Origin of the sequence: Thioclava sp. F1Mire-8 (assembly GCF_002213165.1) — a bacterium.
Lineage (GTDB): Bacteria > Pseudomonadota > Alphaproteobacteria > Rhodobacterales > Rhodobacteraceae > Thioclava > Thioclava nitratireducens.
Map to the genome: position 1 here is coordinate 408,281 of NZ_NBNY01000002.1, position 21,621 is coordinate 429,901.

Genomic DNA, 21,621 nt, shown 5'->3' on the forward strand with positions numbered 1-21,621 from the left:
AGGTCGAAGCCCGATCAGCCTTCAGGGTCGTCGTTCCGCTTCTCGTCGACCAGCTTCATCTCCTTCTTCTTACGCGCGACGAATTTCTCGCCGTAATCCTCGATCTCGCTGTCGTCGATCACTTCTTTGGCGCGGCCGAAGATTTCGTCCTCTTCCTCGTCCATGTGGTGGTTGTAATCATGCTCCAGCTTGTGGAACTTGTTGAGCCAACCGGGGCTCGCCATGTCCATTTCGTTGAGTTCTTCGAGCAGATCGTCGAGCTCGGCATGTTCCTCGACCGAGTGGCGCGCGGAATCCTGGCCCCAGGTCTTGGTCATCAGCTTGGAATAGAAGGTCTCTTCCTCGGCGGCTGCGTGGGACTTGATGTCGTAATAGAACTCTTTCCACGCTTCGGTGCGCGCGGCGCTGTCGCCGGACGTATCGGCGATCTTCTTCATCAGGGCGCGGTGGTTTTCGTGATCTTGCTTGATGGCGTCGTAGATCGAGCTCATCTGGCGGTCCTCCGGTTGCTTCAACTCGTTTTGGCAACGCGAAGTCTTGCGGGCGGTTCCTCGACCGCGTCAGAATGCCCCGGCCGCCGCGATCCGCTCGTCGAGCAATTCCGTGACCCGGGTCATGTCGTCGCGCGATGGGCCGCCGCGGCGGCCGAGCCTTTGCGCCGCGTCTCCAAGTGCCGCGTCATGCGCCGAGCGGGCGACGCTCGACAGGAAATGCGCCGCATAGGGCAGGGCGGGGAGCGGCATGCCCACCCCGACCGCGTGCAGGAGGTTCGATAGGCGTTGCAGGTCGTCACGCAGCGCGAGCGGGTCCGGTTCGACCACGAGATCGGCGAGCGGGCGCCACCCGAGCGGGCGCATCTCTTCGGGAAGGGCGGAGAGGATCGTGTCCTGAAATAGCGCAAGGCTCTCGATCGGTTTGTCGAGGAACCCGTTCGCCCCCGCGGCAAGAGCGGCCTCCTTCAGCGCGGTATCGCCCGAGGTGCCGAGGATCACCGGATGCGGGCCGCGCAACCCTCGGATTTCGGCGATGAGATCGCCGCCTGATCCGTCGGGCAGGCCCATATCCACGATCGCGATCGAAGGGCGGTAGGTCTTGAGGTGGCGGTCCGCCGAGGCGAGGCAATCGGCGCGACGGATTCGTGCGCCCGAGCGCAGACACAGGAGGCGCACCGCTTCGGAGGCGAAGCGGCTGTCCTCCACCAACAGCACCGTCAGTCCAGTCAGCGGACGCTCCGGCGTCGGAGTGCGGGTCGGGTTCGGTATCGTGTCGCTCATGGCGGCCCCCAGTCGATATGGAAATCGTCGGATTCTCGAGATTCGGCAGGTCCTCTCCAGTAAGGGGCAAAGTGCCTAACACCGTGTTAACGCGAACAGGGGCATCCAGGCTTGCGCGAACCGATGCGCCCCGCTACCCCTTGATCCATATCACCGGAGGAGACCCAGATGATCGGACGCCTGAATCATGTCGCCATTGCCGTGCCTGACCTCGAGGCGGCCTCGGCCAAGTATCGCGACACGCTGGGCGCCAATGTTGGCGCGCCGCAGGACGAGCCCGATCACGGCGTCACGGTCGTCTTCATCGAGCTGCCCAACACCAAGATCGAACTGCTCTACCCGCTGGGCGAGGACAGTCCGATCAACGGCTTTCTGGAAAAGAACCCCGCGGGCGGCATCCATCACATGTGTTTCGAGGTGGAAGACATCCTCGAGGCCCGCGACAAGCTCAAGGCGGACGGCGCGCGGGTTCTGGGCAGCGGTGAGCCGAAGATCGGTGCGCATGGCAAGCCCGTGCTGTTCCTGCACCCGAAAGATTTCAACGGCTGCCTGATCGAACTGGAGCAGGTCTGATGAGTCTCACGGGCGGCATCATTCTCTTCGCGGTGATCTGGTTCATGATCTTCTTCATGGTCCTGCCGGTTCGTCTGAAAACGCAAGGCGATGTGGACGAGGTCGTGCCGGGCACTCCCGCAGGCGCACCGCACGAGGCGCATCTGGGCGCGAAGGTGAAGATCACCACCGTTGTCACCATCGTGCTCTGGGCGGTCATCGCGGCAGTGCTGCTGTCGGGGATCATCACTTTGGAAGATATCGACTTCTTCGGGCAGTTGCGCCGCTGACCGCGCCGGGAACCGTATCTGATCAGCCGGGTTGGGGGGCTGAAAGGAGCCTCCCATGACACCAAACTGGTTTACCGTTCTGAGCTGGTTATCGCTTGCTGTAGGCGTGCTCTCGTTCATCTATCTTCTCGTGCAGGTGCGTCGAAACCCGCCTCACATGGCCATCATGGCGTGGGTCTGGCCGATTTGCGGGCTGTTTGGCGGACCACTAGTAATCTGGTTGCACAGTCGCTTTCCGGGCCATGGCAATGCGCCCTTCCCGGTCTCGGTCGCGAAGGGGACACTGCATTGCGGCGCGGGCTGCACCTTGGGTGACATTCTGGCCGAGAACCTCGCGCTCGCCGTTCCAGTGATTCTGGTCGCGTTCGGCTGGCCGGATTTCTGGGGGCACAAGATCTTTGCGGTCTGGGGGCTCGATTACGTCTTCGCCCTCGCGATCGGGATCGTGTTCCAGTATTTCTCGATCGCCCCGATGCGCGGGCTCGGGCTTGGCGAGGGACTCAAGGAGGCGGCGAAGGCCGATGTGGCTTCGCTCACCTCGTGGCAGATCGGCATGTACGGTATGATGGCGATCTTCCATTTCGCCGTGTTCAAAGGGCTCTGGGGCGCGGAGATCAACGCCGCCGACCCGGAATTCTGGTTCGCCATGCAGATCGCGATGATGGCCGGTTTCGTGACCGCCTACCCGGTGAACTGGCTGCTGATCCGCAAGGGCATCAAGGAAGAGATGTGAGCGGCGCCTCGGCGCCGCCCCTTATCCACGGCGACCGGTGATCGCGTGGAAGAGGTGGGTGAAGCCTGCGGCTCCCAGCACCGGCACGAACAGGTTCACCAGCGGGATCGACAGCGGCACCGCCATCAGCGCGCCCGCGGCCCAGATCGTGACCTTGTTGCGTTCGTAAAGTTCGAGCGCCGCCTCGCGTTCCATCCGCCGGAAAGCTGCCATCTGGAAGTATTCACGCCCCAGAAGGTAGCCGTTGAGCCCGAAGAACATCAGCGGCGCAAGCGGGATCACGAAGGGGTAGATCATCAGCGCGATGATGTTGGCCGCAAGGATCACGCCGAAGAAGCGTACGGTGTCGCGCATCCCTTCCGCGAAGGTGAGTTTGCGCACCGGCGGCAGCGTCGGGTAGTGGACGTCCTCCACCATCTCCGCCACGTCTTCGAGGAAGAAACCGGTGAAGGCGGAGGCCACGGGCACCATCAGGAAAACCGACGCAAAGAGGATCACCCCCGCCGAGACGATCGAAAGCGCGGTGTCGATATGGCCGATCTCGCCGATGAAGGGCAGCGAAAAGCTGTCTGGGATCAGCCAGCCGATCAGCATCACCATCGCGACATAGATCGCGACGAGAAGGCCCAGCGACAGCGCCACGCCGAAGCCCACGACTTTCATCGCGCCGGGCCGCAGCAGGTCGGTCCAGGCTTTCAGATAGCTTGAAATGATCATTCCGAAATCCGCGTGGTGATCGCGTCGAGGTCGGGACGGGGGCGTTCGGGCGGCGTCACGCCTTCGGTACCCAAGTGGATGAAGCCCGCGACGCTTTCGCCGTCCTTGAGGCCCAGCATCTCGCGCCCGAAGGCCTCGTCATGCGCGGCCCAGCCGGTCAGCCAGTTCGCGCCCCAGCCCGCCGCGAGTGCCGCGTTCAGAAGCGAGAGGCAAACCGCGCCCGCCGAATAGAGTTGCTCGACCTGCGGAACCTTCTCGCTCTCCTTGGGCGAGGACACTACCGCGACGCAAAGTTGGCTGTCATGGAACTGCTTGCCGGCCTTCGCGATCTTCTCATCGGGAAGGCCCTGTGCTTTGGCGCGCGCCTCGGCTTCGGCACCCAGCCGCTGCGCGGCCTCGCGCGTGATGGTGATGAAGCGCCACGGCTCCAGCTTGCCGTGATCGGGAGTGCGCGCGGCGGCCGTCAGGATCTCGCGCAGCGCGGCCTCGTCGGGGGCAGGAGCCTTGAGGGTTTTCGCCGGGCGCGACCGGCGGGTCAGAAGGAAAGCCATCGCCGCGTCATTGCGCTCGGCCGGGTTCACTTCGGGCAGTTCAGTCATGAAAATCTCCGTCTGTTGCGCCAGATATCGGGCGCTCGGCATGTGATTGCAACCGCAGCATGGGCAACTGTCTTGTATGCGATCGTGCAGCGCCTATGCTGCGCGACGATGACGGATCTCAGCCACCTCGCAATTCCTGGCAACGAAATCGCCCTGCGCGTGACGCCAAAAGCGTCGCGCAACGAGATACGGGTCGGGGAAGAGGGGCTTCGGGCCTATGTCACGGTCGTTCCGGAGAACGGCAAGGCCAATGCGGCGGTCGTCAAATTGCTGGCAAAGGCGCTAGGTGTGGCGAAGTCGCGGCTGACGCTGATCCGGGGCGAGACCGCGCGCGACAAGGTGTTCCGTCTCGATTGAGCGGGCGCGCGGGGCCGGGCAGGCCCCTCAGCCGTCCTCGGCGGTGCTGTCGGTCTGCTTCAGGCGATAGACGCCTTCGGGCAGGTTGAGCGCCGCCGCCAGCTCCCGCAGCTGGGCATGGCTGAAGGTGATCGTCTGCACCTGCTCGGTCTGCTCGTCGAGCTGTTCGACCACCACGCAATCCTCGAAAGAGCTGATCGTGATGTCTTCCTGCAAATAATCGCGCGGATCCGCCCCTTCGTCGACAAGGGTGATCACGGTCGCGTCGAATTCGTGTTCGATGGTAAACATGACGTCATGCTAGCGCGGCTTGCCGATCCGAAAAAGCGAAATCACGCCGCCGCTTGCGGGAGAGTACGTGGAGGACACTAGGCGGCTGCGGGCCAAGTCGTTAAGCTGGGACAAATCCTGTCTCTGGGGTGTTTTCCCGTCGATGCCTTCCGCCCGTTTCCTTCTCGTGACCCTCTCGCTCGCCGCGACGCTGCTGTCGGGCTGCGTGCCGACCATGGCGCCGATGCAGCCCGTCCCGGAGAGCGAGCTCTCGCCCGAAGCCAAGAAGCGTGCCGAGGTGGCGGTGACGCGGCTGGTCGATGTCGGCGAGCGCATGGAGCCGCAGATCGAGTCGGAATGTCGCAAGCGCACGCGGAACCTCAATTGCGACTACCTTTTCGTGGTCGATGACCGGCTCGATCTCGACGCGAACGCCTTCCAGACCATGGATCGTTCGGGTCGTCCGGTGATCGGGGTGACACTCGCGATGATCGCCGAGGTGCGCAATGCCGACGAGCTGGCCTTCGTGATCGGCCACGAGGCCGCGCATCACATCGCGGGCCATATCGCGGCGCGCGAACGCGATGCGGCGGTGGGGGCGGCTTATCTGGGGCGTGCGGTGCAGGCACAGGGCGCCGATCCGCTCACGATCCAGCGCGCGCGGCGCATCGGGGCCGAAATCGGCTCGCGACTCTATTCCAAGGATTACGAGCTTGAGGCCGACCGGCTCGGTACGATCATCACCTGGGATGCGGGCTACGACCCGCTCAAGGGCGCGCAGTTCTTCCTGCGGTTGCCGGACCCGGGCGACAAGATGCTGGGTTCTCACCCGCCCAACCAGCTGCGCTTCGACGTGGTGCGAAATACCGTTGCCCAACTGCGCGCGGGCAAGATCCCGGCGGGCAGCTGAGGAACCCGCCCAAGGTCTGCGGGCTTGAGATTTGAGAGAGAGGCCGCCGGGAAAGGCGGGTCCGGGACGCGGGAACAGGGGACGGGGACGAAGAACCTATGACAATCTTTTCGCGACTGCGCTGGCGGCTGAGGGTTATCCTGCGCGAGATCTGGGTGCGAGTGACGGCCTTCGGCGTGCTGGGGATCGCGACCGCGCTGGGATCGGCGGGCTTCGGCTACCTCGTACCCGCGGATATCGGCTACAAGATGGGCGCGGGCTCGGTGGAGCCGATCCTGAAGATCATCGCCACCGCGATGCTGACTGTCACGACGTTTTCGCTGCAGATCATGATCACCGCGTTCAGCTCGGCCCAGACCGGAGCCACGCCGCGCGCGATCAAGCTGATGCAGACCGACCGCGTGACCCAGAACGTGCTGGCGAGCTTCATCGGCTCTTTCGTCTTTTCGCTGGTCGGGATCATCGCGCTCGAGACGGATGTCTATGACGACTCCGGGCGATTCATCCTGCTGGTCGTCACGCTCGGCGTGGTGGCGATGGTGGTGATATCGCTGTTGCGCTGGGTGCAGCATCTGAGCGAGTTCGGTCGGCTCGGCGATGTGATCAGCCGGGTCGAGGACGCTGCGAGCACGGCGCTGAAGGCGCGCTGCGAGCGGCCGTGGCTCGGCGGCAAGGAATGGGAAGACCCGCCCCCCGGGGTCTTCGGGATCACGTCGACGCGGACCGGCCATGTGCAACATGTCGACATGGGGGCGCTGCAAAAGGTGGCCGAGACGCATGACTGCCACATCTGGCTTTGCGGACGGACTGGCGAATTCGTCCACGGCGCATCCGATCTGGTGCGATGCGACGCGCTGCCGGGCGACGCCGAGACCCGCGAGGCGATCGAGGAGGCCGCGCGCGACGCCTTCACCATCGATCACGCGCGCGATTTCGACCAGGATCCGCAATTCGGCCTGATCGCGCTGGCCGAGATTGCCTCGCGCGCGCTTTCGCCGGCGATCAACGACCCCGGAACCGGTATCGATATTCTCGGGCGTCTGGTGCGGGTGCTGGCCGATTGGCATCCACCGAAGAGCCCCGATTGCGTCTTCGACCGCGTCTATGTGCGCGCGGTGACGCCCGAGCAGTATACCGAGGACGCGTTCGCCGCGATCGCGCGCGACGGAGCCGGGCATCTGGAGGTCGCGCTGCGCCAGCAGGAGGTGCTGGAAGCTCTGGCCGAGATGCATCCCGCTCATTTCGGCCGTCCCGCCGCCCATCAGGCGCTGCGCGCAGCCGCCCATTCGCAATCCGCGATGACCTTGAGGCGCGACCGCGCGGTTATCGCGGAGGAAGCGCAGGCGCTGGCCGCGCGCTTTGCTCCCGATCTGGACTGTGACGTCGGCCATGACCTCGACAGCGACAGAGCGGAACGCGACGCTTGATCTGAATCATATCGAAATCACGGCCCCTGCGGCAGAGTCGGCCCATCACCGGGATGACTGTTTCAAGGGAGGCTGCCATGACCGCTGCCAAGCACCTCAATCGCCATGCGTCGATGATGAACCGCATGGCCCAGCAGATGGGCGGCGATCTCAGCATGGAGATGGCCGCCGGGCGGCTCAGCGGCGAAGCGTGGAAGGACGCGCTGATCCGCTGCACCAAGTGCCGCGAAGCCGGGGCCTGCCTGCTCTGGCTGGCCGAGCACGATCCGCAAATGAACCCCGCGAAAGCACCTCCCGCCTATTGCGAAAACCGCCTGATGATGACGCGGCTGCGCGCGACCATTGGGGCTGAACCCGAAGGAGTGGAATGATGGGAATGCAAAGCGATGTCGATCTGAACTTCTGGGTGACGCGCGGCATGGCGCGGCGTCTCGGAGTGAACATTTCCGAAGCGATGCGTGACGGCTTTCTCACACAAGCCGACTTTGCCGAGATGATCACAACCTGTGCGACCTGCGGGCGCACCGAATTCTGCCTCGCTGTTCTGGCCGAGAAAGGTGAGGGGCCGCAGGCCATCCCGACGGATTGCCCGAATTACGACGTCCTGACGTCTCTGCGCGCTCTCCAGTGAAAGGGCACGTCGCCGCGCGGGTCTCTTTCGCCTTTCCCTCGACCGCCTTTGGTTATCTGATGGGACGGCAGCAGGCTGAAAGGGAGCGCGCGCATGGCACGGATTTACGAGGATAACTCGCTCAGCATCGGAAACACGCCGCTGGTGCGGCTCAACCGCATGACGGAGGGCGCGGGCGCGACCGTTCTGGCCAAGATCGAAGGGCGCAACCCGGCGTGGTCGGTGAAGTGTCGCGTTGGGGCGAACATGATCTGGGACGCGGAGGAGCGCGGCGTGCTCGGCCCCGGCAAGGAGATCGTCGAGCCGACCTCGGGCAACACGGGGATTGCGCTGGCCTTCGTCGCCGCGTCGCGCGGTATCCCGATCACGCTGACCATGCCCGACACGATGAGCATCGAGCGGCGCAAGCTTCTGCTGGCCTATGGCGCGAAGCTGGTGCTCACCGAAGGCGCGCAGGGCATGAAGGGGGCGATCGCCAAGGCCGAGGAGATCGCGGCCTCCGATCCCGACCGCTACGTGTTGCTGCAGCAGTTCAACAACCCCGCGAACCCCGAGATTCACGAGAAGACTACCGGCCCGGAGATCTTCGAGGATACCGATGGCGTGGTCGATATCTTCGTCGCGGGCGTCGGCACGGGCGGCACGATCACTGGTGTCTCGCGTTATCTGAAAAAGGAAAAGGGTCTGCCGCTGATCTCGGTCGCGGTCGAGCCCGAGGCGAGCCCGGTTCTGACGCAGGCTCGCGCGGGCGAAGCGCTGCACCCCGGTCCTCACAAGATTCAGGGCATCGGCGCAGGCTTCGTGCCAAAGGTGCTCGACATGGATCTCGTGGACCGGATCGAGCAGGTCAGCAATGATGAGGCTATCGAGACCGCCCGGCGGCTGGCGCGCGAAGAGGGCATATTGGCAGGGATCTCCTGCGGCGCGGCGGCTGCGGCAGCCCTCCGCCTTGCGCGCGAACCGGAGAATGCGGGCAAGACCATCGTCGTCGTGCTGCCGGATTCGGGCGAGCGTTACCTGTCTTCGGCGCTGTTCGAAGGGATGTTCGACGAGGCCTGAGTGGTGGTCTTTGCCGCCTCCAGCAATGCTGCCACCAGCTTCTGCGGGCGGTAGTTCAGGTCCGACGGCGTCAGCCCCATCCGCACCACGACCATATCGGCCGAGGGGATCACGGTGACAGTCTGCCCGTCATGCCCCTCGAGCCAATAGGTGTCGGCGGGCAGGCCGAACCGCGCGTCGTCGCCCGCTTTCTGCTGATCGCTCGGCCCGGCGAGCCAGATCATGCCCTGTGCATAGACCCCGTCGGTCGGCGCGGGCGCATGCATCCGCTTTACGAACGCGGCGGACAGCAATTGCCGCCCCTCCCATTGGCCGTCCTGAAGCAGAAACTGTCCGAACCGCGCCCAGTCCCGCGCGGTCGCGTAGAGGTAGGAGCTGCCGACGAAGGTTCCGGAGGCGTCGGTCTCGAGCGTGGCCGAGTTCATCCCGAGCGGACCGAACAGCTTGCGGCGCGGCCAAGCGAGTGCGGTGGAGGCGTCGCCCACCGCGTTTTGCCAGATGCGCGACAGCAGGACTGCAGTGCCGCTGGAATAGCTGAAATGCGTACCGGGCGGATGATCGAGCGGCTGCGACGCTGCGAACTTCGCCATGTCCGGCTCGAGATAGAGCATCCGCGTCACGTCCGAGACGTCACCGTAATCCTCGTTGAAATGCAGCCCGCTCGACATCGACATCAGCTGCGCGACAGTGATCTTCGCCCGGTCGTCGCCCTGCCATTCGGGCAGTAGATCGCTTTGATCCATCCGCAGCTTGCCCGCCTCGATCGCGGTGCCGACAAGGGCGGCGGTGACGGTCTTCGTCATCGACCAGCCCAGAAGCGGTGTCTTCGCATCGAAGCCATCGCCGTAGCGCTCGGCCACGAGCTGACCGTCCTTGATCACTACCACCGCGCGCATCCCCGGCCCGGTCAGCGCATCGTTTTGCAAGACATCGGCAAAGCGGCCTTGTCCCGTCAGTTCGGTCTTCGATCCCGCGGGCCAGAGGGCGACGCTCTTGCTCGGTCCCGGCGCGGGCGGGGCGGCCTGTTCGGGGGCGTCGGCCAGATCGCCGTCGGGGAAGGTCGCGCAACCGAGGCCCATGCGTTGCTCCGCTGTCGTGGGCGCGATGATCCCGGCGAAAGCCGCCCAGACGCGGCCCGCCCGGCGATCGGGGCTGACCCAGAAGGCGCGCAGCAGCGGATTGCCTGGCGCCTGCACATCGGTTTCGAGAACCTCGTCGGGGTCGCGGTCCTGCAGGACCAGCGCCGAGCAGGTAATCTTCGCGCTATAGCCCGCGCCGACGCGTAGCAGTTCCGGAGGCACGATGATCGCGTAAATCACAGCCGCCATGACAAGCAGGCCAATCCCGCCGAGCACCGCTTTCCATCCGCGCATCCTGTCCTCCGCTCCCGTGCGCTTGGATCAAGTCACGCGCCCGTTTTTTTACTCGCGCGTTAGTTTTGGCAAACGGCGCGGGCTTGCCAAGAGGGCGAGTGCTTTCTCGACGTAAGGTCACCCTGTTGTGAGTTGCGAGGTCGGCGGTCATGGAAGCGACGTCAGAAGTGCCCGCAGCTTCTCTGCTGCGGCGCTTAGCGTCGGTTCGTCGAAACCCGCGTACCCAAGCAGGACGCCTTGCGGCGGGTCTGGCAGGCGTGCGTGCGACGACAGAGCGCGCAGGGTAAGACCGGCCGCCTTCGCGCGCTCGGATATCGCGCGGTCGCCGGCGGGCACGAGGGCCGGGCCGAGACCCGCGCAGAGATGCATTCCCGACGGATCGGGCTGGAGCCGGAGATACTCCTCAAGCCCTGTCAGCGCGTTCAGAAGGTGGCGCTGCCGTTTCGCGTAATGGCGCCGCATCCGCCGTAGATGGGTCGCGAATTCGCCGCTCGCCATGAAGCTCGCCAGCGCCGGTTGCGGTACCATCGAAACCCGCGGCCCCGTCGCGTCGATCGCCGCCCGCATCGGCCCGACAAGCCGCTCGGGCAGCACGATATAGCCGATCCGCAGCGCCGGGCTGAGCAGTTTCGAGAAGCTGCCCATGTAGATCACGCGCTGCAGCCCGTCGAGCCCCGCCAGCGCGGGCAGGGGCTGGCCGCGATAACGGAATTCGCTGTCATAATCATCCTCGACGATCAGCGCATCATGGGCACGCGCCCAGTCAAGAAGCGTCAGCCTGCGCGTGAGCGGCATCGCCGCCCCGGTCGGGAAATGGCGCGAGGGGGTGATGATGACGGCGCGGGTGCCGGTCGGCAGATGTACCGGGTCCAGCCCTTCGGCGTCGATCCGCACCGGGTGCTCGTTGAGGCCGCTGGAGGCCAGCACATGGCCCATCGTCGCCCAGCCGGGATCCTCGGTCGCGATCAGCCCGCCGGGGGCGATCGCACTACGCGCGATCAGGTCGAACCCGTCCCATGCGCCGCCGGTAATCACCACTTGTTCCGGCGCGCAATCGAGGCCGCGCCACGCCGCGAGGTGGTCGCGGATCGCCAGCCGCAGCGGCGGCCAGCCGAACGGGTCGGGCCGGTCCAGAAGGGTGGGATCGGGGGTGCGCCACGCGCGCTCGAGGTGGCGCGCCCAAAGCCTGCGCGGGAACAGCGCCTGATCGGGCTGGCCGGGCTGGAAGGGCAGCCAAGCTGGCGGAGGCGCCCCTTGCGCGGCCCTTGATGCTTTTCGCGGGGTCGGAGGGGCGAGATGGGGCAGATCCTCGGCGACATAGGTGCCGCCGCCGGGGCGGGTGCTCAGGTAGCCCTCGGCGATCAGCTGATCATAGGCGGTGGTCACTGTCATGCGCGAGACCGACAGCTCCTCGGCCAATGCGCGGCTTGGCGGCAGGCGCTCTCCGGCTGCGGCGGGATCGGCGCGCAGCATCTCGCGCAGGACATGGGTCAGTTGCGCATGCAGCGGCAGACCGGAGTTTCGATCCAGCGAAAGACCAAACAGGGCGGTGTTTAAATTGGACTGCTGCATTTTTGCGAAACTGGACATGTTTTCCGATCCAGTAGGCCGCTATCGCTGAGGGCACAAGTCAGACATGAGGCAGACCATGACCGAGACCCTCCCTGTAACCGAGCGTTCCCGCCTTCGCCGCCTGCATGAGCGCGGCCATTTCGATCGCGACAGCATCAACACGATCCTCGACGCGCAGCCGATGTGCCATGTGGGCTATGTCCGGGACGGCAAGCCCTACGTGACGCCGACGATGCAATGGCGCGAAGGCGATCACGTCTATTGGCATGGCTCTTCCGCGAGCCGCGCGCTGCGCAGTCAAAAGGAGACAGAGGTCTGTCTGACGGTCTCGATCCTCGATGGTTTGGTTCTGGCGCGCTCTGGCATGCATCATTCGCTGAACACGCGCTCGGTCATGCTCTTTGGTGTTGCGTTCAAGGTGGAGGACCCGGCGGAGAAGCTGCAAAAGCTCGGAAATTTCGTGAACCATCTCTATCCGGGCCGCTACGAGACGCTGCGCCCAGACCACGAACAGGATCTGAAGGCGACGACCGTGCTGGGGATGGAGATCACCGAGGGCGCGGCGAAGATCCGCACCGGCGGGCCGAGTGACGACGAGGAGGATTACGCGCTGCCGATCTGGGCCGGGGTAATCCCGATCCGTATGGAGGTGGGCGACCCGATCCCCGATCCGCGTAATCTCGACGGTGTCGAGATGCCCGCGCATGTGCGTGATTTTCGATACGGCGGTTGATTGGCCTGCGCGATACGGTCCATCTCCCTCAGGCGCATCTCGTAGAAGAAGGTGAGGCAGTCGATCAGGCTGCGAACGATGATCCGGACCGAGTTGAACCATTTCAATGATTTGGCAAATCTAAGGGATTCGGGAAAGCGCCGCGAGGAAAGCTGATCGTAATCGGGTGTTTCGCGCGACTGTCGGTTTTTGTTCGGTTTCGATCGAATCGCGCAAAAATGCGCTTCACAAAGTCGTGATCTAGCGTCATGCAAAACTTCGAGGAATCTCGAAAAAGCTTAGCAGGAAAGGGCTGAGAAGCCGCCGTACCGCGCTGGATCGCGCGACCGAGAGGCAAAGCGAAACCGAAATCACTCTCTTGTTTTGTTCCTGTTACATCCGCACACTACGCCGCGTAGCGCGGAGGCTTCGCACGGGGCCTCAGATCCATCCAACAATGAATCCCGCTACATATGGGAGGAAGACATGAAGAATTTTGCACTCGGTGCGGCGCTTGCGTCGGCCTCGCTCATTGCGCCCTTCACGGCCAATGCAGCAACGGAAATCCAGTTCTGGCACGCCTTTACCGGCCGTCTCGGCGAGCTCGTCGATCAGCAGGTCAAGGACTTCAATGCCAGCCAGGACCAGTATGAGGTCGTGGCGACCAACAAGGGCAACTACTCGGAAACGCTGAACGCCGGGATCGCCGCGTTCCGCGCCGGGGAACAGCCCGACATCCTGATGGTGTTCGAGGTCGGCACGGCGACGATGATGGCCGCCAAGGGCGCGATCAAGCCGGTCTACCAGGTGATGGAAGATGCCGGCGTGGACTTCAATCCCGACGATTACATCGGCGCGGTGAAGGGCTACTACACCACCACCGACGGCAAGATGCTGTCGCTGCCCTTCAACTCCTCGACGCCGGTTCTCTGGGTCAACCGCGACATGCTCGACAAGGCAGGCGTCGCCAAGGATGCGCCGCTGACTACCTGGGAAGATGTCGGCAAGGTGCTCGACCAGCTGAAGGAAGCGGGCGTCGATTGCCCGATGACCACCGCCTGGCAGAGCTGGATCCAGCTCGAGAACCTCTCGGCCTATCACAACGTGCCCTTCGCGAGCCAGGAGAACGGCTTCGCCGGTCTCGACGCGAAGCTGGAGTTCAACGGCCCCGTTCAGGTCAAGCACATCCAGACGCTGGGTGACTGGGCCAAGAAGGGCGAGTTCGTCTACAAGGGCCGCCGCAACGAAGGCGGTGCCGATTTCCGTGCCGGCACCTGCGCGCTCTTCACCGAGAGCTCGGCCGGTTACGCGGGCATCAAGTCCGAAGCCAAGTTCAACTTCGAAGTGCATCCGCTGCCCTATTGGGGTGACGTCGACGGCGCGCCGCAGAACACAATCATCGGGGGCGCCTCGCTCTGGGTCATGGCTGGCAAGGATGACGACCACTACAAGGGCGTCGCTGAATTCCTGAACTACCTCTCGTCGCCGGAAGTGCAGGCGAAGTGGCACCAGGATACCGGCTACCTGCCGATCACCAAGGCCGCGGCCGAGCTGACCCGTGAGCAGGGCTTCTACGAAAAGAACCCCGGCACTGACGTGGCCGTGAAGCAGATGACCGCGAATGCGCCGACCGAGAATTCGAAGGGCATCCGTCTGGGCAACTTCGACCAGATCCGCGGCATCATCGACGAGGAACTGGAGGCTGTCTGGGCCGGTGACAAGACCGCGCAAGACGCGCTCGACAACGCGGTGGAGCGTGGCAACCAGCTGCTGCGCCGCTTCGAGCAAGCCAACCGCTAACCCAAATCCAGCCGCGGGCGGGGAGAACCCTGCCCGCGGCTATTTCTATTCTAAGGCCCCGATCCCGATATGGAAAAACGCGTAACCTTCAAGGGCTGGCTCTTGCCGATGCTGCTGCTCGCGCCGCAGTTGATCATCTCGGCCGTGTTCTTCTTCTACCCGGCGGGCGAGGCGGTGTGGCAATCGCTGTTCATCCCCGATCCGTTCGGCCTGTCGATGCAATATGTGGGCCTCGGCAATTTCGAATACCTGTTCAACGACCCCTATTATCGCGCGTCTTTTGTGACGACGGCGGTGTTCTCGACCCTTGTGACACTGGTCTCGATGATCCCGGCGCTGTTCCTCGCGGTGCTGGCGGATCGGCTGGTGAAAGGGGCGGGAACTTACCGCACGCTTCTGATCTGGCCCTACGCGGTCGCGCCCGCGGTGGCCGGTGTGCTATGGCTCTTCATGTTCAACACGCGGATCGGTGTGGTCGCCTTCTATCTCAACCAGATGGGTTATGACTGGAACCATGTGCTCAACGAGAACGAGGCGATGGGCCTCGTCGTCGTGGCGTCGGCATGGGGCCGCATCAGCTATAACTTCCTGTTCTATTTCGCGGCGCTGCAAGCGGTGCCGAAATCGGTGATCGAGGCGGCGGCGATCGACGGGGCGCGGTTCTGGCGGCGCTTCTTCACGATCGTGCTGCCGCTCCTGTCGCCCACGACCTTCTTTCTGCTGGTCGTCAATATCGTCTACGCCTTCTTCGAGACCTTCGGCGTGATCCACACGATCACCTCCGGCGGGCCGCAACAGGCGACCACGATCCTGGTCTACAAGGTCTACGCCGATGGCTTCGTGGGTCAGGATCTCGGAAGCTCTGCCGCGCAATCCGTGGTGCTGCTGGTGGTCGTGGGCTTCCTGACGGTGCTGCAATTCAAATTCGTCGAGAAGCGGGTGCATTACTGATGGCTGACATGCACAACGAACCGCCCCCGGGCATGGTGGAAAAACGCGGCTCCGGCCTGTGGCTGACCCATGTGCTGATGATCGCGGGCGTACTGGTGATCTTCTTCCCGATCTGGCTGGCCTTCGTGGCCTCGACCCATACCCAGCAGGAGATCGCGCAGGCGCCGATGCCGGTGATGCCGGGCTCGCACCTGATCGAGAACTACTCGGATGCGCTGTTCTCCGGGGTGAATGTGCCGGTCGCGACGATGCTGGTGAACTCGCTGGTGATGGCGTTGGGGATCGCGCTCGGAAAGATCGCGATCTCGCTCCTGTCGGCCTTCGCGATCGTCTATTTCCGCTTCCCGGGACGGCGCTTCTTCTTCTGGATGATCTTCATCACGCTGATGCTGCCGGTCGAGGTGCGGATCGTGCCGACCTACGAGGTGGTCGCGGGCTTCGGGATGCTCAACAGCTATTCCGGCCTGATCCTGCCTCTGATCGCGTCGGCGACGGCGACCTTCCTGTTCCGGCAGTTCTTTCTGACGGTGCCGGACGAGCTGGCAGAGGCCGCCCGAGTCGACGGCGCGCGTCCGATGCGCTTCTTCTTCGATATCCTGCTGCCGATGAGCCGCACGAATATCGCGGCGCTCTTCGTGATCCTCTTCATTTACGGCTGGAACCAGTATCTCTGGCCGCTCCTCATCACCACCAATCCCGAGATGAACACGATCGTCATGGGGCTCAAGCAGATGTTCCCGTCGGGCGACGATATCGCCGATTGGCCGGTCATCATGGCGACCTCCATCCTCGCGATGATCCCGCCGGTGATCGTGGTGATCTCGATGCAGAAACTCTTCATTCGCGGCCTCGTGGACAGCGAGAAATAAGGGCAGACAATGGCGACCGTTGAACTCGAAAATATCAAGAAACGTTTCGGCAAGACCGAGGTGCTGCACGGGGTCTCGATCGACATCCAGGACGGCGAATTCATCGTCATCGTCGGTCCCTCCGGCTGCGGGAAATCGACGCTGTTGCGCATGGTCGCGGGGCTGGAGAGTATCTCAGAGGGTGAGATCCGCATCGGCGAGGCCCGCGTGAACGAGCGCGAGCCGATGGACCGCGATATCGCGATGGTGTTCCAGAACTACGCGCTCTACCCGCATATGTCGGTGCGCCAGAACATGGGCTACGGGCTGAAGATCGCGGGCATGTCGAAGTCCGAGATCAAGCGCCGCGTCGATGAGGCCGCGAAGCTGTTGCAGCTGTCGGACTATCTCGAGCGAAAGCCGCGCGAACTGTCCGGCGGGCAGCGTCAGCGGGTCGCGATGGGCCGCGCCATCGTGCGCGAGCCGTCGGTCTTCCTGTTCGACGAACCGCTGTCCAACCTCGACGCCAAGCTGCGGGTGCAGATGCGCGTCGAAATCCGCGAGCTGCAGCGCAAGCTCGGCGTGACCGCGCTTTACGTGACCCACGATCAGGTCGAGGCGATGACCATGGCCGACCGGATGATCGTGATGAACGGCGGCGTGGCCGAGCAGATCGGCACCCCGCTCGAAGTCTATGAGCGCCCCGTGACCATCTTCGCGGCGCAGTTCATCGGCAGCCCGTCGATGAACGTCATCGATGCCGAGGTGCGCGGAGGGCGGGTGATGCTGGGCCATGTGACGCTCGGGCCGACCGATCTGCCCGATCGCCCCGTCAGCCTCGGGATTCGGCCCGAACATCTGCATCCCGATGACAACGGCCCGCTGACGCTGAATGTTACCCTGTCCGAACCGCTAGGGGCGAATACGCTTCTGCACGGAACGCTGGAAGAGCGCGGCGAGCCGATGACCGCAGCGCTGCCGGGCGTGCATATGGAGAAGCAGGCGGTGGGGCAGGTGCGGCTGTCGGTGAACGCCGAGGATCTGCATCTCTTCGATCCGAAAACCGGCAAGCGCCTGAACTGATCGGAGAGGCGGTCAGGCGCACTCAGTTCCGGGCGCTGGCGAGCTTGCCCAACATCGTAAGCGCCTGATCCATCTGCTCGAGCGAGACGAACTCGTCGGCCTTATGGGCCTGCTCGATCGAGCCGGGCCCGCAGATCACCGCGTCCATTCCGAGCGACTGGAACAGCCCGGCCTCGGTGTTGAAAGCAACGCAGCCTGCGTGGTTCTGCCCGGTCAGCGCGAAGACCAGATCGCGCGCGGCGTTGTCGTCCATCGGCTCGAGCCCCACGACCTCGCCGATGGTCTCGGTGGAGATCGCGGCTTCCGGCGCGATGGCGCGCATCTCGGGCAGCAGCGTGTCTTCGACGTAGCTCGCGATCTCGGCTTTGACGAAATCCATGTCAGCGGCATTGATCGGGCGCATCTCCCAGGCCAGTTCGGCGCGCGGCGCGATCACGTTATGAGAAATGCCGCCTTTCAGCGCGCCTACGTTGAGCGTCGTCTGCGGCGGATCGAAGCGCGAGCCTTCGGGGCAGCGTTTGATCAGCTCGGCGCGCAGCTCGAACAGGCGGTTGATGTAGCGCACAGCGTATTCGACCGCGTTCACGCCCTTCTCAGGCGCGGAGCTATGGCCCGGCAGCCCCTCGAAGCGCACGGTATATTCGCAGCAGCCCTTGTTGCCGTCGAAGACCTGCATCGAAGTCGGCTCTCCGATGATGCACAGCGCCGGTCTGACCGGGCGTTTCGCCAGCAGCTTCACCAGTTCCTGCGCGCCCAGACAGCCGACTTCCTCGTCATGGGTGAAGGCGAAATGGATCGGGCGGGTTTTCGCGGCCTCGGCCAGCAGATCGAGCGAGCCGAGACAGGCGGCGATGAAGCCTTTCATGTCGCAGGCGCCGCGCCCGTAGAGCTTGCCGTCGCGCTCGGTCATGGTGAAAGGATCGCTGGTCCAGTCCTGATCGGTGACCGGTACCACGTCCGAATGGCCCGACAGCACCAGCCCGCCATCGCCTGCCTCGCCCAGCGTCGCGAAAAGGTTCGCCTTGTGGCCGCTCTCGTCGACCATGACCTCTACCGCCGCGCCGACGGTTTCCAGCCGGTCCGCAATGTAGTGGATGATCGGCAGGTTGCTGTCGGTCGATATCGTCGGATAGGCGATCAGGTCCGATAGGATCGCGCGGGTGGTGTCGATCCGCATCGGCTCAGTCCTTGACGAACAGTTTGCGCTCGATGTTGCACAGCGGCTCGGCGGGGCCGTCCTCGGTGATGAGGATGGTCTCGGTCGTCTCCATCCCCCAGTCATCCATCCAGAGGCCGGGCATGAAGTGGAAGGTCATGCCGGGCTCGAGGATCGTCTCGTCGGTGTCGCGGATCGAGACGGTATGCTCGCCCCAATCCGGCGGGTAGGAGCAGCCCACCGCGTAACCCGCGCGGTTCGGGCGTTCGATGCCGACCTTGGCCAGCTCGACGTTCAGTGCGCGGGCGATGTCACAGGCGCGGTTCCCGGCACGCGCGACTTCGATCCCGGCGTTGAGGCCTTCGGTTAGCGCTTCGCTCGCATCGAGGACATGCTGCGGGGGCTTGCCCAGAAAGATCGTGCGCGAGAGCGGCGCGTGATAGCGACGGTAGCAGCCGGATTGCTCGACGAAGGTCGCTTCGCCAGCTTTCAGTGCCTCGCCGTTCCATGTCAGGTGCGGCGCGGAGGCATCCGGGCCCGAGGGCAGCATCGGCACGATGGCCGGATAATCGCCCCAGCTGTCTTCCTCGCCCTGCACGGCGGTCTTGTACAATTCGCCGACCAGATCATGCTTGCGCAGCCCCGGCTCGGCCAGTTCCACCGCACGCTGGATCACCAGTTCGGAGATCCGTGCGGCACGGCGCATGAAACGCAGCTCCTCGTCGGATTTGATCAGGCGCTGCCAGTTCACCAGCACAGAGGCATCGAGCAGCGTCGCTTCGGGCAGACCTTCGAAGAGGACTGCATGCGCTTTCGCGGTGTAGAAATAGGTCTCCATCTCGACGCCGATCCGGGCCTTGCCGTAGCCCATGATCCGCAGGTGAGAGGCGAGGTCTTCCATCGGGTGCATGATGTCGGATTGCACCATCGCGTCGTTGTAATGGAGGATGTTTTCCTCCTCCATCCAGACGGTGCGGCGCGCGCCGTTGGAATCCATGAAGCGGCCCCACCAATAGGGGGCGCCCTCCATCGGCAGGATCACGCCCTGATGGGTGTAGAAGGACCAGCCGTCATAACCTGTCAGCCAGAACTGGTTAGACGGGTTGGTGATGAAGAGAATGTCGATCTCGCGCTGCGCCATTGCCGCGCGTACGAGCGCGATCCGACGGGAAAATTCGAGTTCGCTGAAGTGCACGTTTTCGATCGGCATTCGGGCTTCTTTCTGCTGGCGGTATTTCGGGCAGGTTGGGGCGCGCCCCCGAGCAAGGTCAAGGCCAAAACGAAAACGTGCAACCCCCGGGAGGGCCGCACGTTCGCGTGAAATGGTGCAGTCGTTGTCGTCGCTTACGGAATGAGCCGAGCGAGGATCAATTCCGCCGCTTCCTCGGGGCTGATCGCGGTGGTGTCGATCCGCATCTCGGGGTTCTCGGGTGCCTCGTAGGGCGAGTCGATGCCGGTGAAGTTCTTCAGCTGGCCGGATCGCGCCTTGGCATAGAGCCCTTTCACGTCGCGCGCCTCGGCCACTTCGAGCGGCGTATCCACGAAGACTTCGAGGAATTCGCCCGGCTGCATCATTGCGCGCACCATGTCGCGCTCCGAGCGGAAGGGCGAGATGAAGGCCGTGACCACGATGAGGCCCGCGTCGGTCATCAGCTTCGCGACCTCGCCGACGCGGCGGATGTTTTCCACGCGGTCGGCCTCGGTGAAGCCCAGATCCTTGTTCAGGCCGTGGCGCACGTTGTCGCCATCGAGCAGGAAAGTGTGGCGGTTCATCCGCGCCAGCTTCTTCTCGACCATGTTGGCGATCGTGGATTTGCCCGAGCCCGACAGGCCCGTGAGCCAGACCACCGCCGGCTTCTGGTGCTTCATGTTGGCATGATGCTCGCGCCCGATATCGGTCGCCTGCCAGTGGATGTTCTGGGCCCGGCGCAGCGCGAAGTTGATCATGCCCGCAGCCGCAGTCTGGTTGGTCATCTTGTCGATCAGGATGAACCCGCCCAGATCGCGGTTCTCGGCATAGGGGGCGAAGGGGATCTCGCGGTCGGTGGTGATGTTGGCCACGCCGATCGCGTTCAGGTCCAGCGTCTTCGTCGCCAGATGCTCCTGCGTGTTGACGTTCACCTCGTATTTCGGCTCCTGCACGGTCGCCGAGACGGTCTGCGTGCCGATTTTAAGCCAATAGGCGCGGCCTGGCAGCAGTTCGTTCTCGTCCATCCAGACGATGGTGGTCTCGAACTGGTCGGCCACTTCCAGCGGTTCTTTCGCGGAGACGATGACCTGCCCGCGCGAGCAGTCGATCTCGTCGACCAGCGTGATCGTGATGGATTCGCCCGCCACCGCCATGTCGCGGTCGCCCTCCAAGCTGACGATCCGCGCCACTTTCGAGGTTTTGCCCGAGGGCAGCACGCGCACCTCGTCGCCCGGACGCACGGTGCCCGACGCGATCAGCCCCGAGAAGCCGCGGAAGTCGAGGTTGGGGCGGTTTACCCATTGCACGGGCATCCGGAAGGGGCGCTCCTGATCGGAGGTCACGTCCACCTCGACCGCTTCGAGATAGGGTAGGAGCGACGGCCCCTTGTACCATGGGGTATTCTCGCTCGGGCCTGTGATGTTATCGCCCTTGAAGCCCGAGATCGGGATCGCGGTGAAGCCTTCGATGCCGATGCTGTCGGCGAAGGTTTGGTAATCGGCCACGATCTCGTTGAAGGTCGCCTGATCGTAGTCCACCAGATCCATCTTGTTCACCGCCAGCACGATATGGCGGATGCCGAGCTGGTGGACGAGGTAGGAGTGGCGCCGCGTTTGGGTCAGTACGCCCTTGCGCGCATCGATCAGGATCACCGCCAGATCGGCGGTCGAGGCACCGGTGACCATGTTGCGGGTATACTGTTCGTGGCCGGGGGTGTCCGCGACGATGAACTTGCGCTTCTCGGTCGCGAAGAAGCGGTAGGCCACGTCGATCGTGATGCCCTGTTCGCGCTCGGCAGCGAGCCCGTCGACCAGCAGTGCGAAGTCGATCTCCTGGCCTTGGGTGCCGACGCGCTTGGAGTCGGCCTCCAGCGCGGCCAGCTGATCCTCGAAGATCATCTTGCTGTCATAGAGCAGCCGCCCGATCAGCGTCGATTTCCCGTCATCGACCGAGCCGCAGGTGATGAAGCGCAGCATGGTCTTGTGTTGATGCGCCTCGAGATAGGCGTCGATATCCTGCGCAATCAGCGCGTCGGTCTTGTAGATCGGATCGTTGGTCGTCATGTCGGCTCACCTGATAGGGTGGAAATGAAGGCGCGCGTGCGGCTCGGGAGGGGAG

24 protein-coding genes are annotated in these 21,621 nt (G+C 64.0%); 14 read left to right on the forward strand and 10 right to left on the reverse strand.

The window, feature by feature from the left end; all coding sequences use genetic code 11:
- Positions 1 to 14 precede the first annotated feature (14 nt).
- A complete protein-coding gene (locus B6V75_RS10460; RefSeq protein ID WP_075774124.1) occupies positions 15 to 491 on the reverse strand; it encodes a hemerythrin domain-containing protein in 477 nt (158 codons plus the stop codon).
- Positions 492 to 560: 69 nt separating this feature from the next.
- Complete coding sequence (locus B6V75_RS10465) at positions 561 to 1,274, reverse strand: response regulator (RefSeq protein WP_088719644.1); 714 nt, start codon at positions 1,272 to 1,274, stop codon at positions 561 to 563.
- Between the two features lie 168 nt (positions 1,275 to 1,442).
- On the opposite strand from B6V75_RS10465, the gene mce reads away from it, so the two are divergent.
- Genes mce through B6V75_RS10480 form a run of 3 tightly spaced genes read left to right on the forward strand, consistent with a single transcriptional unit; the run spans position 1,443 to position 2,849 of the window.
- On the forward strand, positions 1,443 to 1,847 hold the full coding sequence (mce, locus tag B6V75_RS10470) for a methylmalonyl-CoA epimerase (protein WP_075774126.1): 405 nt from the start codon (positions 1,443 to 1,445) through the stop codon (positions 1,845 to 1,847).
- The gene (locus B6V75_RS10475) at positions 1,847 to 2,116 is read left to right on the forward strand and encodes a DUF1467 family protein (protein ID WP_075774127.1); all 270 of its coding nucleotides are present in this window, start codon (positions 1,847 to 1,849) and stop codon (positions 2,114 to 2,116) included. The genes mce and B6V75_RS10475 overlap by 1 nt, the downstream gene beginning before the upstream one ends.
- A gap of 55 nt (positions 2,117 to 2,171) precedes the next feature.
- Positions 2,172 to 2,849 (forward strand): DUF4396 domain-containing protein, encoded by a 678-nt coding sequence (locus B6V75_RS10480; protein WP_075774128.1) that lies wholly within the window; start codon positions 2,172 to 2,174, stop codon positions 2,847 to 2,849.
- Between the two features lie 21 nt (positions 2,850 to 2,870).
- Here B6V75_RS10480 and B6V75_RS10485 read toward each other — a convergent pair whose 3' ends face one another.
- Both B6V75_RS10485 and B6V75_RS10490 read right to left on the reverse strand, forming a co-directional pair.
- Positions 2,871 to 3,566, reverse strand: coding sequence for an EI24 domain-containing protein (locus B6V75_RS10485; protein WP_088719645.1), 696 nt, complete (start codon positions 3,564 to 3,566; stop codon positions 2,871 to 2,873).
- A complete protein-coding gene (locus B6V75_RS10490; RefSeq protein WP_088719770.1) occupies positions 3,563 to 4,165 on the reverse strand; it encodes a nitroreductase in 603 nt (200 codons plus the stop codon). Before B6V75_RS10490 ends, B6V75_RS10485 begins: the two co-directional genes overlap by 4 nt.
- A gap of 108 nt (positions 4,166 to 4,273) precedes the next feature.
- Here B6V75_RS10490 and B6V75_RS10495 point away from each other — a divergent pair, with 108 nt between their 5' ends.
- Positions 4,274 to 4,522: a DUF167 domain-containing protein gene (locus B6V75_RS10495; RefSeq protein ID WP_075774333.1), complete on the forward strand. Its 249-nt coding sequence runs from the start codon at positions 4,274 to 4,276 to the stop codon at positions 4,520 to 4,522.
- Positions 4,523 to 4,549: 27 nt separating this feature from the next.
- On the opposite strand, the gene B6V75_RS10500 is transcribed toward B6V75_RS10495, so the two are convergent.
- The gene (locus B6V75_RS10500; protein ID WP_088719646.1) at positions 4,550 to 4,813 is read right to left on the reverse strand and encodes a hypothetical protein; all 264 of its coding nucleotides are present in this window, start codon (positions 4,811 to 4,813) and stop codon (positions 4,550 to 4,552) included.
- A gap of 67 nt (positions 4,814 to 4,880) precedes the next feature.
- Here B6V75_RS10500 and B6V75_RS10505 point away from each other — a divergent pair, with 67 nt between their 5' ends.
- The 5 genes from B6V75_RS10505 to cysK all read left to right on the forward strand — a co-directional run bounded on the left by B6V75_RS10505 (position 4,881) and on the right by cysK (position 8,819).
- Positions 4,881 to 5,702: a M48 family metallopeptidase gene (locus tag B6V75_RS10505; protein WP_233242985.1), complete on the forward strand. Its 822-nt coding sequence runs from the start codon at positions 4,881 to 4,883 to the stop codon at positions 5,700 to 5,702.
- 98 nt (positions 5,703 to 5,800) lie between these two features.
- Positions 5,801 to 7,129, forward strand: coding sequence for a DUF2254 domain-containing protein (locus B6V75_RS10510; protein WP_075774133.1), 1,329 nt, complete (start codon positions 5,801 to 5,803; stop codon positions 7,127 to 7,129).
- A 77-nt stretch (positions 7,130 to 7,206) separates the two neighbouring features.
- Positions 7,207 to 7,500: a DUF6455 family protein gene (locus B6V75_RS10515; RefSeq protein ID WP_075774134.1), complete on the forward strand. Its 294-nt coding sequence runs from the start codon at positions 7,207 to 7,209 to the stop codon at positions 7,498 to 7,500.
- Entirely contained in the window at positions 7,500 to 7,760 is a 261-nt protein-coding gene (locus B6V75_RS10520; protein WP_088719648.1) for a DUF6455 family protein, read from the forward strand. Before B6V75_RS10515 ends, B6V75_RS10520 begins: the two co-directional genes overlap by 1 nt.
- Positions 7,761 to 7,853: 93 nt before the next feature.
- Positions 7,854 to 8,819 (forward strand): cysteine synthase A, encoded by a 966-nt coding sequence (cysK, locus tag B6V75_RS10525; protein ID WP_088719649.1) that lies wholly within the window; start codon positions 7,854 to 7,856, stop codon positions 8,817 to 8,819.
- Here cysK and B6V75_RS10530 read toward each other — a convergent pair.
- Both B6V75_RS10530 and B6V75_RS10535 read right to left on the reverse strand, forming a co-directional pair.
- Positions 8,774 to 10,192 (reverse strand): serine hydrolase, encoded by a 1,419-nt coding sequence (locus tag B6V75_RS10530; RefSeq protein ID WP_088719650.1) that lies wholly within the window; start codon positions 10,190 to 10,192, stop codon positions 8,774 to 8,776. The two genes, cysK and B6V75_RS10530, sit on opposite strands and share 46 nt — an antisense overlap.
- Before the next feature lie 147 nt (positions 10,193 to 10,339).
- Positions 10,340 to 11,782, reverse strand: a complete 1,443-nt coding sequence (locus tag B6V75_RS10535) for a PLP-dependent aminotransferase family protein (RefSeq protein ID WP_088719651.1) — start codon at positions 11,780 to 11,782, stop codon at positions 10,340 to 10,342.
- A gap of 58 nt (positions 11,783 to 11,840) precedes the next feature.
- Between B6V75_RS10535 and B6V75_RS10540 the strand changes: the two genes are divergently transcribed.
- The 5 genes from B6V75_RS10540 (at position 11,841) to ugpC (ending at position 17,158) form a co-directional block, all read left to right on the forward strand.
- Entirely contained in the window at positions 11,841 to 12,497 is a 657-nt protein-coding gene (locus B6V75_RS10540; protein ID WP_206198485.1) for a pyridoxamine 5'-phosphate oxidase family protein, read from the forward strand.
- A 465-nt stretch (positions 12,498 to 12,962) separates the two neighbouring features.
- Entirely contained in the window at positions 12,963 to 14,276 is a 1,314-nt protein-coding gene (gene ugpB / locus B6V75_RS10545) for a sn-glycerol-3-phosphate ABC transporter substrate-binding protein UgpB (RefSeq protein ID WP_075774142.1), read from the forward strand.
- Between the two features lie 69 nt (positions 14,277 to 14,345).
- The gene (gene ugpA / locus B6V75_RS10550; RefSeq protein WP_088719653.1) at positions 14,346 to 15,227 is read left to right on the forward strand and encodes a sn-glycerol-3-phosphate ABC transporter permease UgpA; all 882 of its coding nucleotides are present in this window, start codon (positions 14,346 to 14,348) and stop codon (positions 15,225 to 15,227) included.
- Positions 15,228 to 15,259: 32 nt separating this feature from the next.
- The gene (ugpE, locus tag B6V75_RS10555; protein ID WP_075774334.1) at positions 15,260 to 16,096 is read left to right on the forward strand and encodes a sn-glycerol-3-phosphate ABC transporter permease UgpE; all 837 of its coding nucleotides are present in this window, start codon (positions 15,260 to 15,262) and stop codon (positions 16,094 to 16,096) included.
- Positions 16,097 to 16,105: 9 nt separating this feature from the next.
- Positions 16,106 to 17,158, forward strand: a complete 1,053-nt coding sequence (gene ugpC, locus B6V75_RS10560; RefSeq protein ID WP_088719654.1) for a sn-glycerol-3-phosphate ABC transporter ATP-binding protein UgpC — start codon at positions 16,106 to 16,108, stop codon at positions 17,156 to 17,158.
- Positions 17,159 to 17,180: 22 nt separating this feature from the next.
- Here ugpC and argE read toward each other — a convergent pair whose 3' ends face one another.
- From argE to cysN, 3 genes are all read right to left on the reverse strand, one after another.
- Positions 17,181 to 18,335 (reverse strand): acetylornithine deacetylase, encoded by a 1,155-nt coding sequence (argE, locus tag B6V75_RS10565; RefSeq protein WP_088719655.1) that lies wholly within the window; start codon positions 18,333 to 18,335, stop codon positions 17,181 to 17,183.
- Between the two features lie 4 nt (positions 18,336 to 18,339).
- Positions 18,340 to 19,524 (reverse strand): M24 family metallopeptidase, encoded by a 1,185-nt coding sequence (locus B6V75_RS10570; protein WP_075774146.1) that lies wholly within the window; start codon positions 19,522 to 19,524, stop codon positions 18,340 to 18,342.
- Positions 19,525 to 19,658: 134 nt separating this feature from the next.
- A complete protein-coding gene (gene cysN / locus B6V75_RS10575) occupies positions 19,659 to 21,566 on the reverse strand; it encodes a sulfate adenylyltransferase subunit CysN (RefSeq protein ID WP_088719656.1) in 1,908 nt (635 codons plus the stop codon).
- Positions 21,567 to 21,621 lie beyond the last annotated feature (55 nt).

Excerpts from the sequence above, each read along its gene's own strand:
- B6V75_RS10460 (WP_075774124.1), bottom strand. The coding sequence starts at position 491 with ATGAGCTCGATCTACGACGCCATCAAGCAAGATCACGAAAACCACCGC.
- B6V75_RS10465 (WP_088719644.1), bottom strand. The coding sequence starts at position 1,274 with ATGAGCGACACGATACCGAACCCGACCCGCACTCCGACGCCGGAGCGT.
- mce (WP_075774126.1), top strand. The coding sequence starts at position 1,443 with ATGATCGGACGCCTGAATCATGTCGCCATTGCCGTGCCTGACCTCGAG.
- B6V75_RS10475 (WP_075774127.1), top strand. The coding sequence starts at position 1,847 with ATGAGTCTCACGGGCGGCATCATTCTCTTCGCGGTGATCTGGTTCATG.
- B6V75_RS10480 (WP_075774128.1), top strand. The coding sequence starts at position 2,172 with ATGACACCAAACTGGTTTACCGTTCTGAGCTGGTTATCGCTTGCTGTA.
- B6V75_RS10485 (WP_088719645.1), bottom strand. The coding sequence starts at position 3,566 with ATGATCATTTCAAGCTATCTGAAAGCCTGGACCGACCTGCTGCGGCCC.
- B6V75_RS10490 (WP_088719770.1), bottom strand. The coding sequence starts at position 4,165 with ATGACTGAACTGCCCGAAGTGAACCCGGCCGAGCGCAATGACGCGGCG.
- B6V75_RS10495 (WP_075774333.1), top strand. The coding sequence starts at position 4,274 with ATGACGGATCTCAGCCACCTCGCAATTCCTGGCAACGAAATCGCCCTG.
- B6V75_RS10500 (WP_088719646.1), bottom strand. The coding sequence starts at position 4,813 with ATGTTTACCATCGAACACGAATTCGACGCGACCGTGATCACCCTTGTC.
- B6V75_RS10510 (WP_075774133.1), top strand. The coding sequence starts at position 5,801 with ATGACAATCTTTTCGCGACTGCGCTGGCGGCTGAGGGTTATCCTGCGC.
- B6V75_RS10515 (WP_075774134.1), top strand. The coding sequence starts at position 7,207 with ATGACCGCTGCCAAGCACCTCAATCGCCATGCGTCGATGATGAACCGC.
- B6V75_RS10520 (WP_088719648.1), top strand. The coding sequence starts at position 7,500 with ATGGGAATGCAAAGCGATGTCGATCTGAACTTCTGGGTGACGCGCGGC.
- cysK (WP_088719649.1), top strand. The coding sequence starts at position 7,854 with ATGGCACGGATTTACGAGGATAACTCGCTCAGCATCGGAAACACGCCG.
- B6V75_RS10530 (WP_088719650.1), bottom strand. The coding sequence starts at position 10,192 with ATGCGCGGATGGAAAGCGGTGCTCGGCGGGATTGGCCTGCTTGTCATG.
- B6V75_RS10535 (WP_088719651.1), bottom strand. The coding sequence starts at position 11,782 with ATGTCCAGTTTCGCAAAAATGCAGCAGTCCAATTTAAACACCGCCCTG.
- B6V75_RS10540 (WP_206198485.1), top strand. The coding sequence starts at position 11,841 with ATGACCGAGACCCTCCCTGTAACCGAGCGTTCCCGCCTTCGCCGCCTG.
- ugpB (WP_075774142.1), top strand. The coding sequence starts at position 12,963 with ATGAAGAATTTTGCACTCGGTGCGGCGCTTGCGTCGGCCTCGCTCATT.
- ugpA (WP_088719653.1), top strand. The coding sequence starts at position 14,346 with ATGGAAAAACGCGTAACCTTCAAGGGCTGGCTCTTGCCGATGCTGCTG.
- ugpE (WP_075774334.1), top strand. The coding sequence starts at position 15,260 with ATGGTGGAAAAACGCGGCTCCGGCCTGTGGCTGACCCATGTGCTGATG.
- ugpC (WP_088719654.1), top strand. The coding sequence starts at position 16,106 with ATGGCGACCGTTGAACTCGAAAATATCAAGAAACGTTTCGGCAAGACC.
- argE (WP_088719655.1), bottom strand. The coding sequence starts at position 18,335 with ATGCGGATCGACACCACCCGCGCGATCCTATCGGACCTGATCGCCTAT.
- B6V75_RS10570 (WP_075774146.1), bottom strand. The coding sequence starts at position 19,524 with ATGCCGATCGAAAACGTGCACTTCAGCGAACTCGAATTTTCCCGTCGG.
- cysN (WP_088719656.1), bottom strand. The coding sequence starts at position 21,566 with ATGACGACCAACGATCCGATCTACAAGACCGACGCGCTGATTGCGCAG.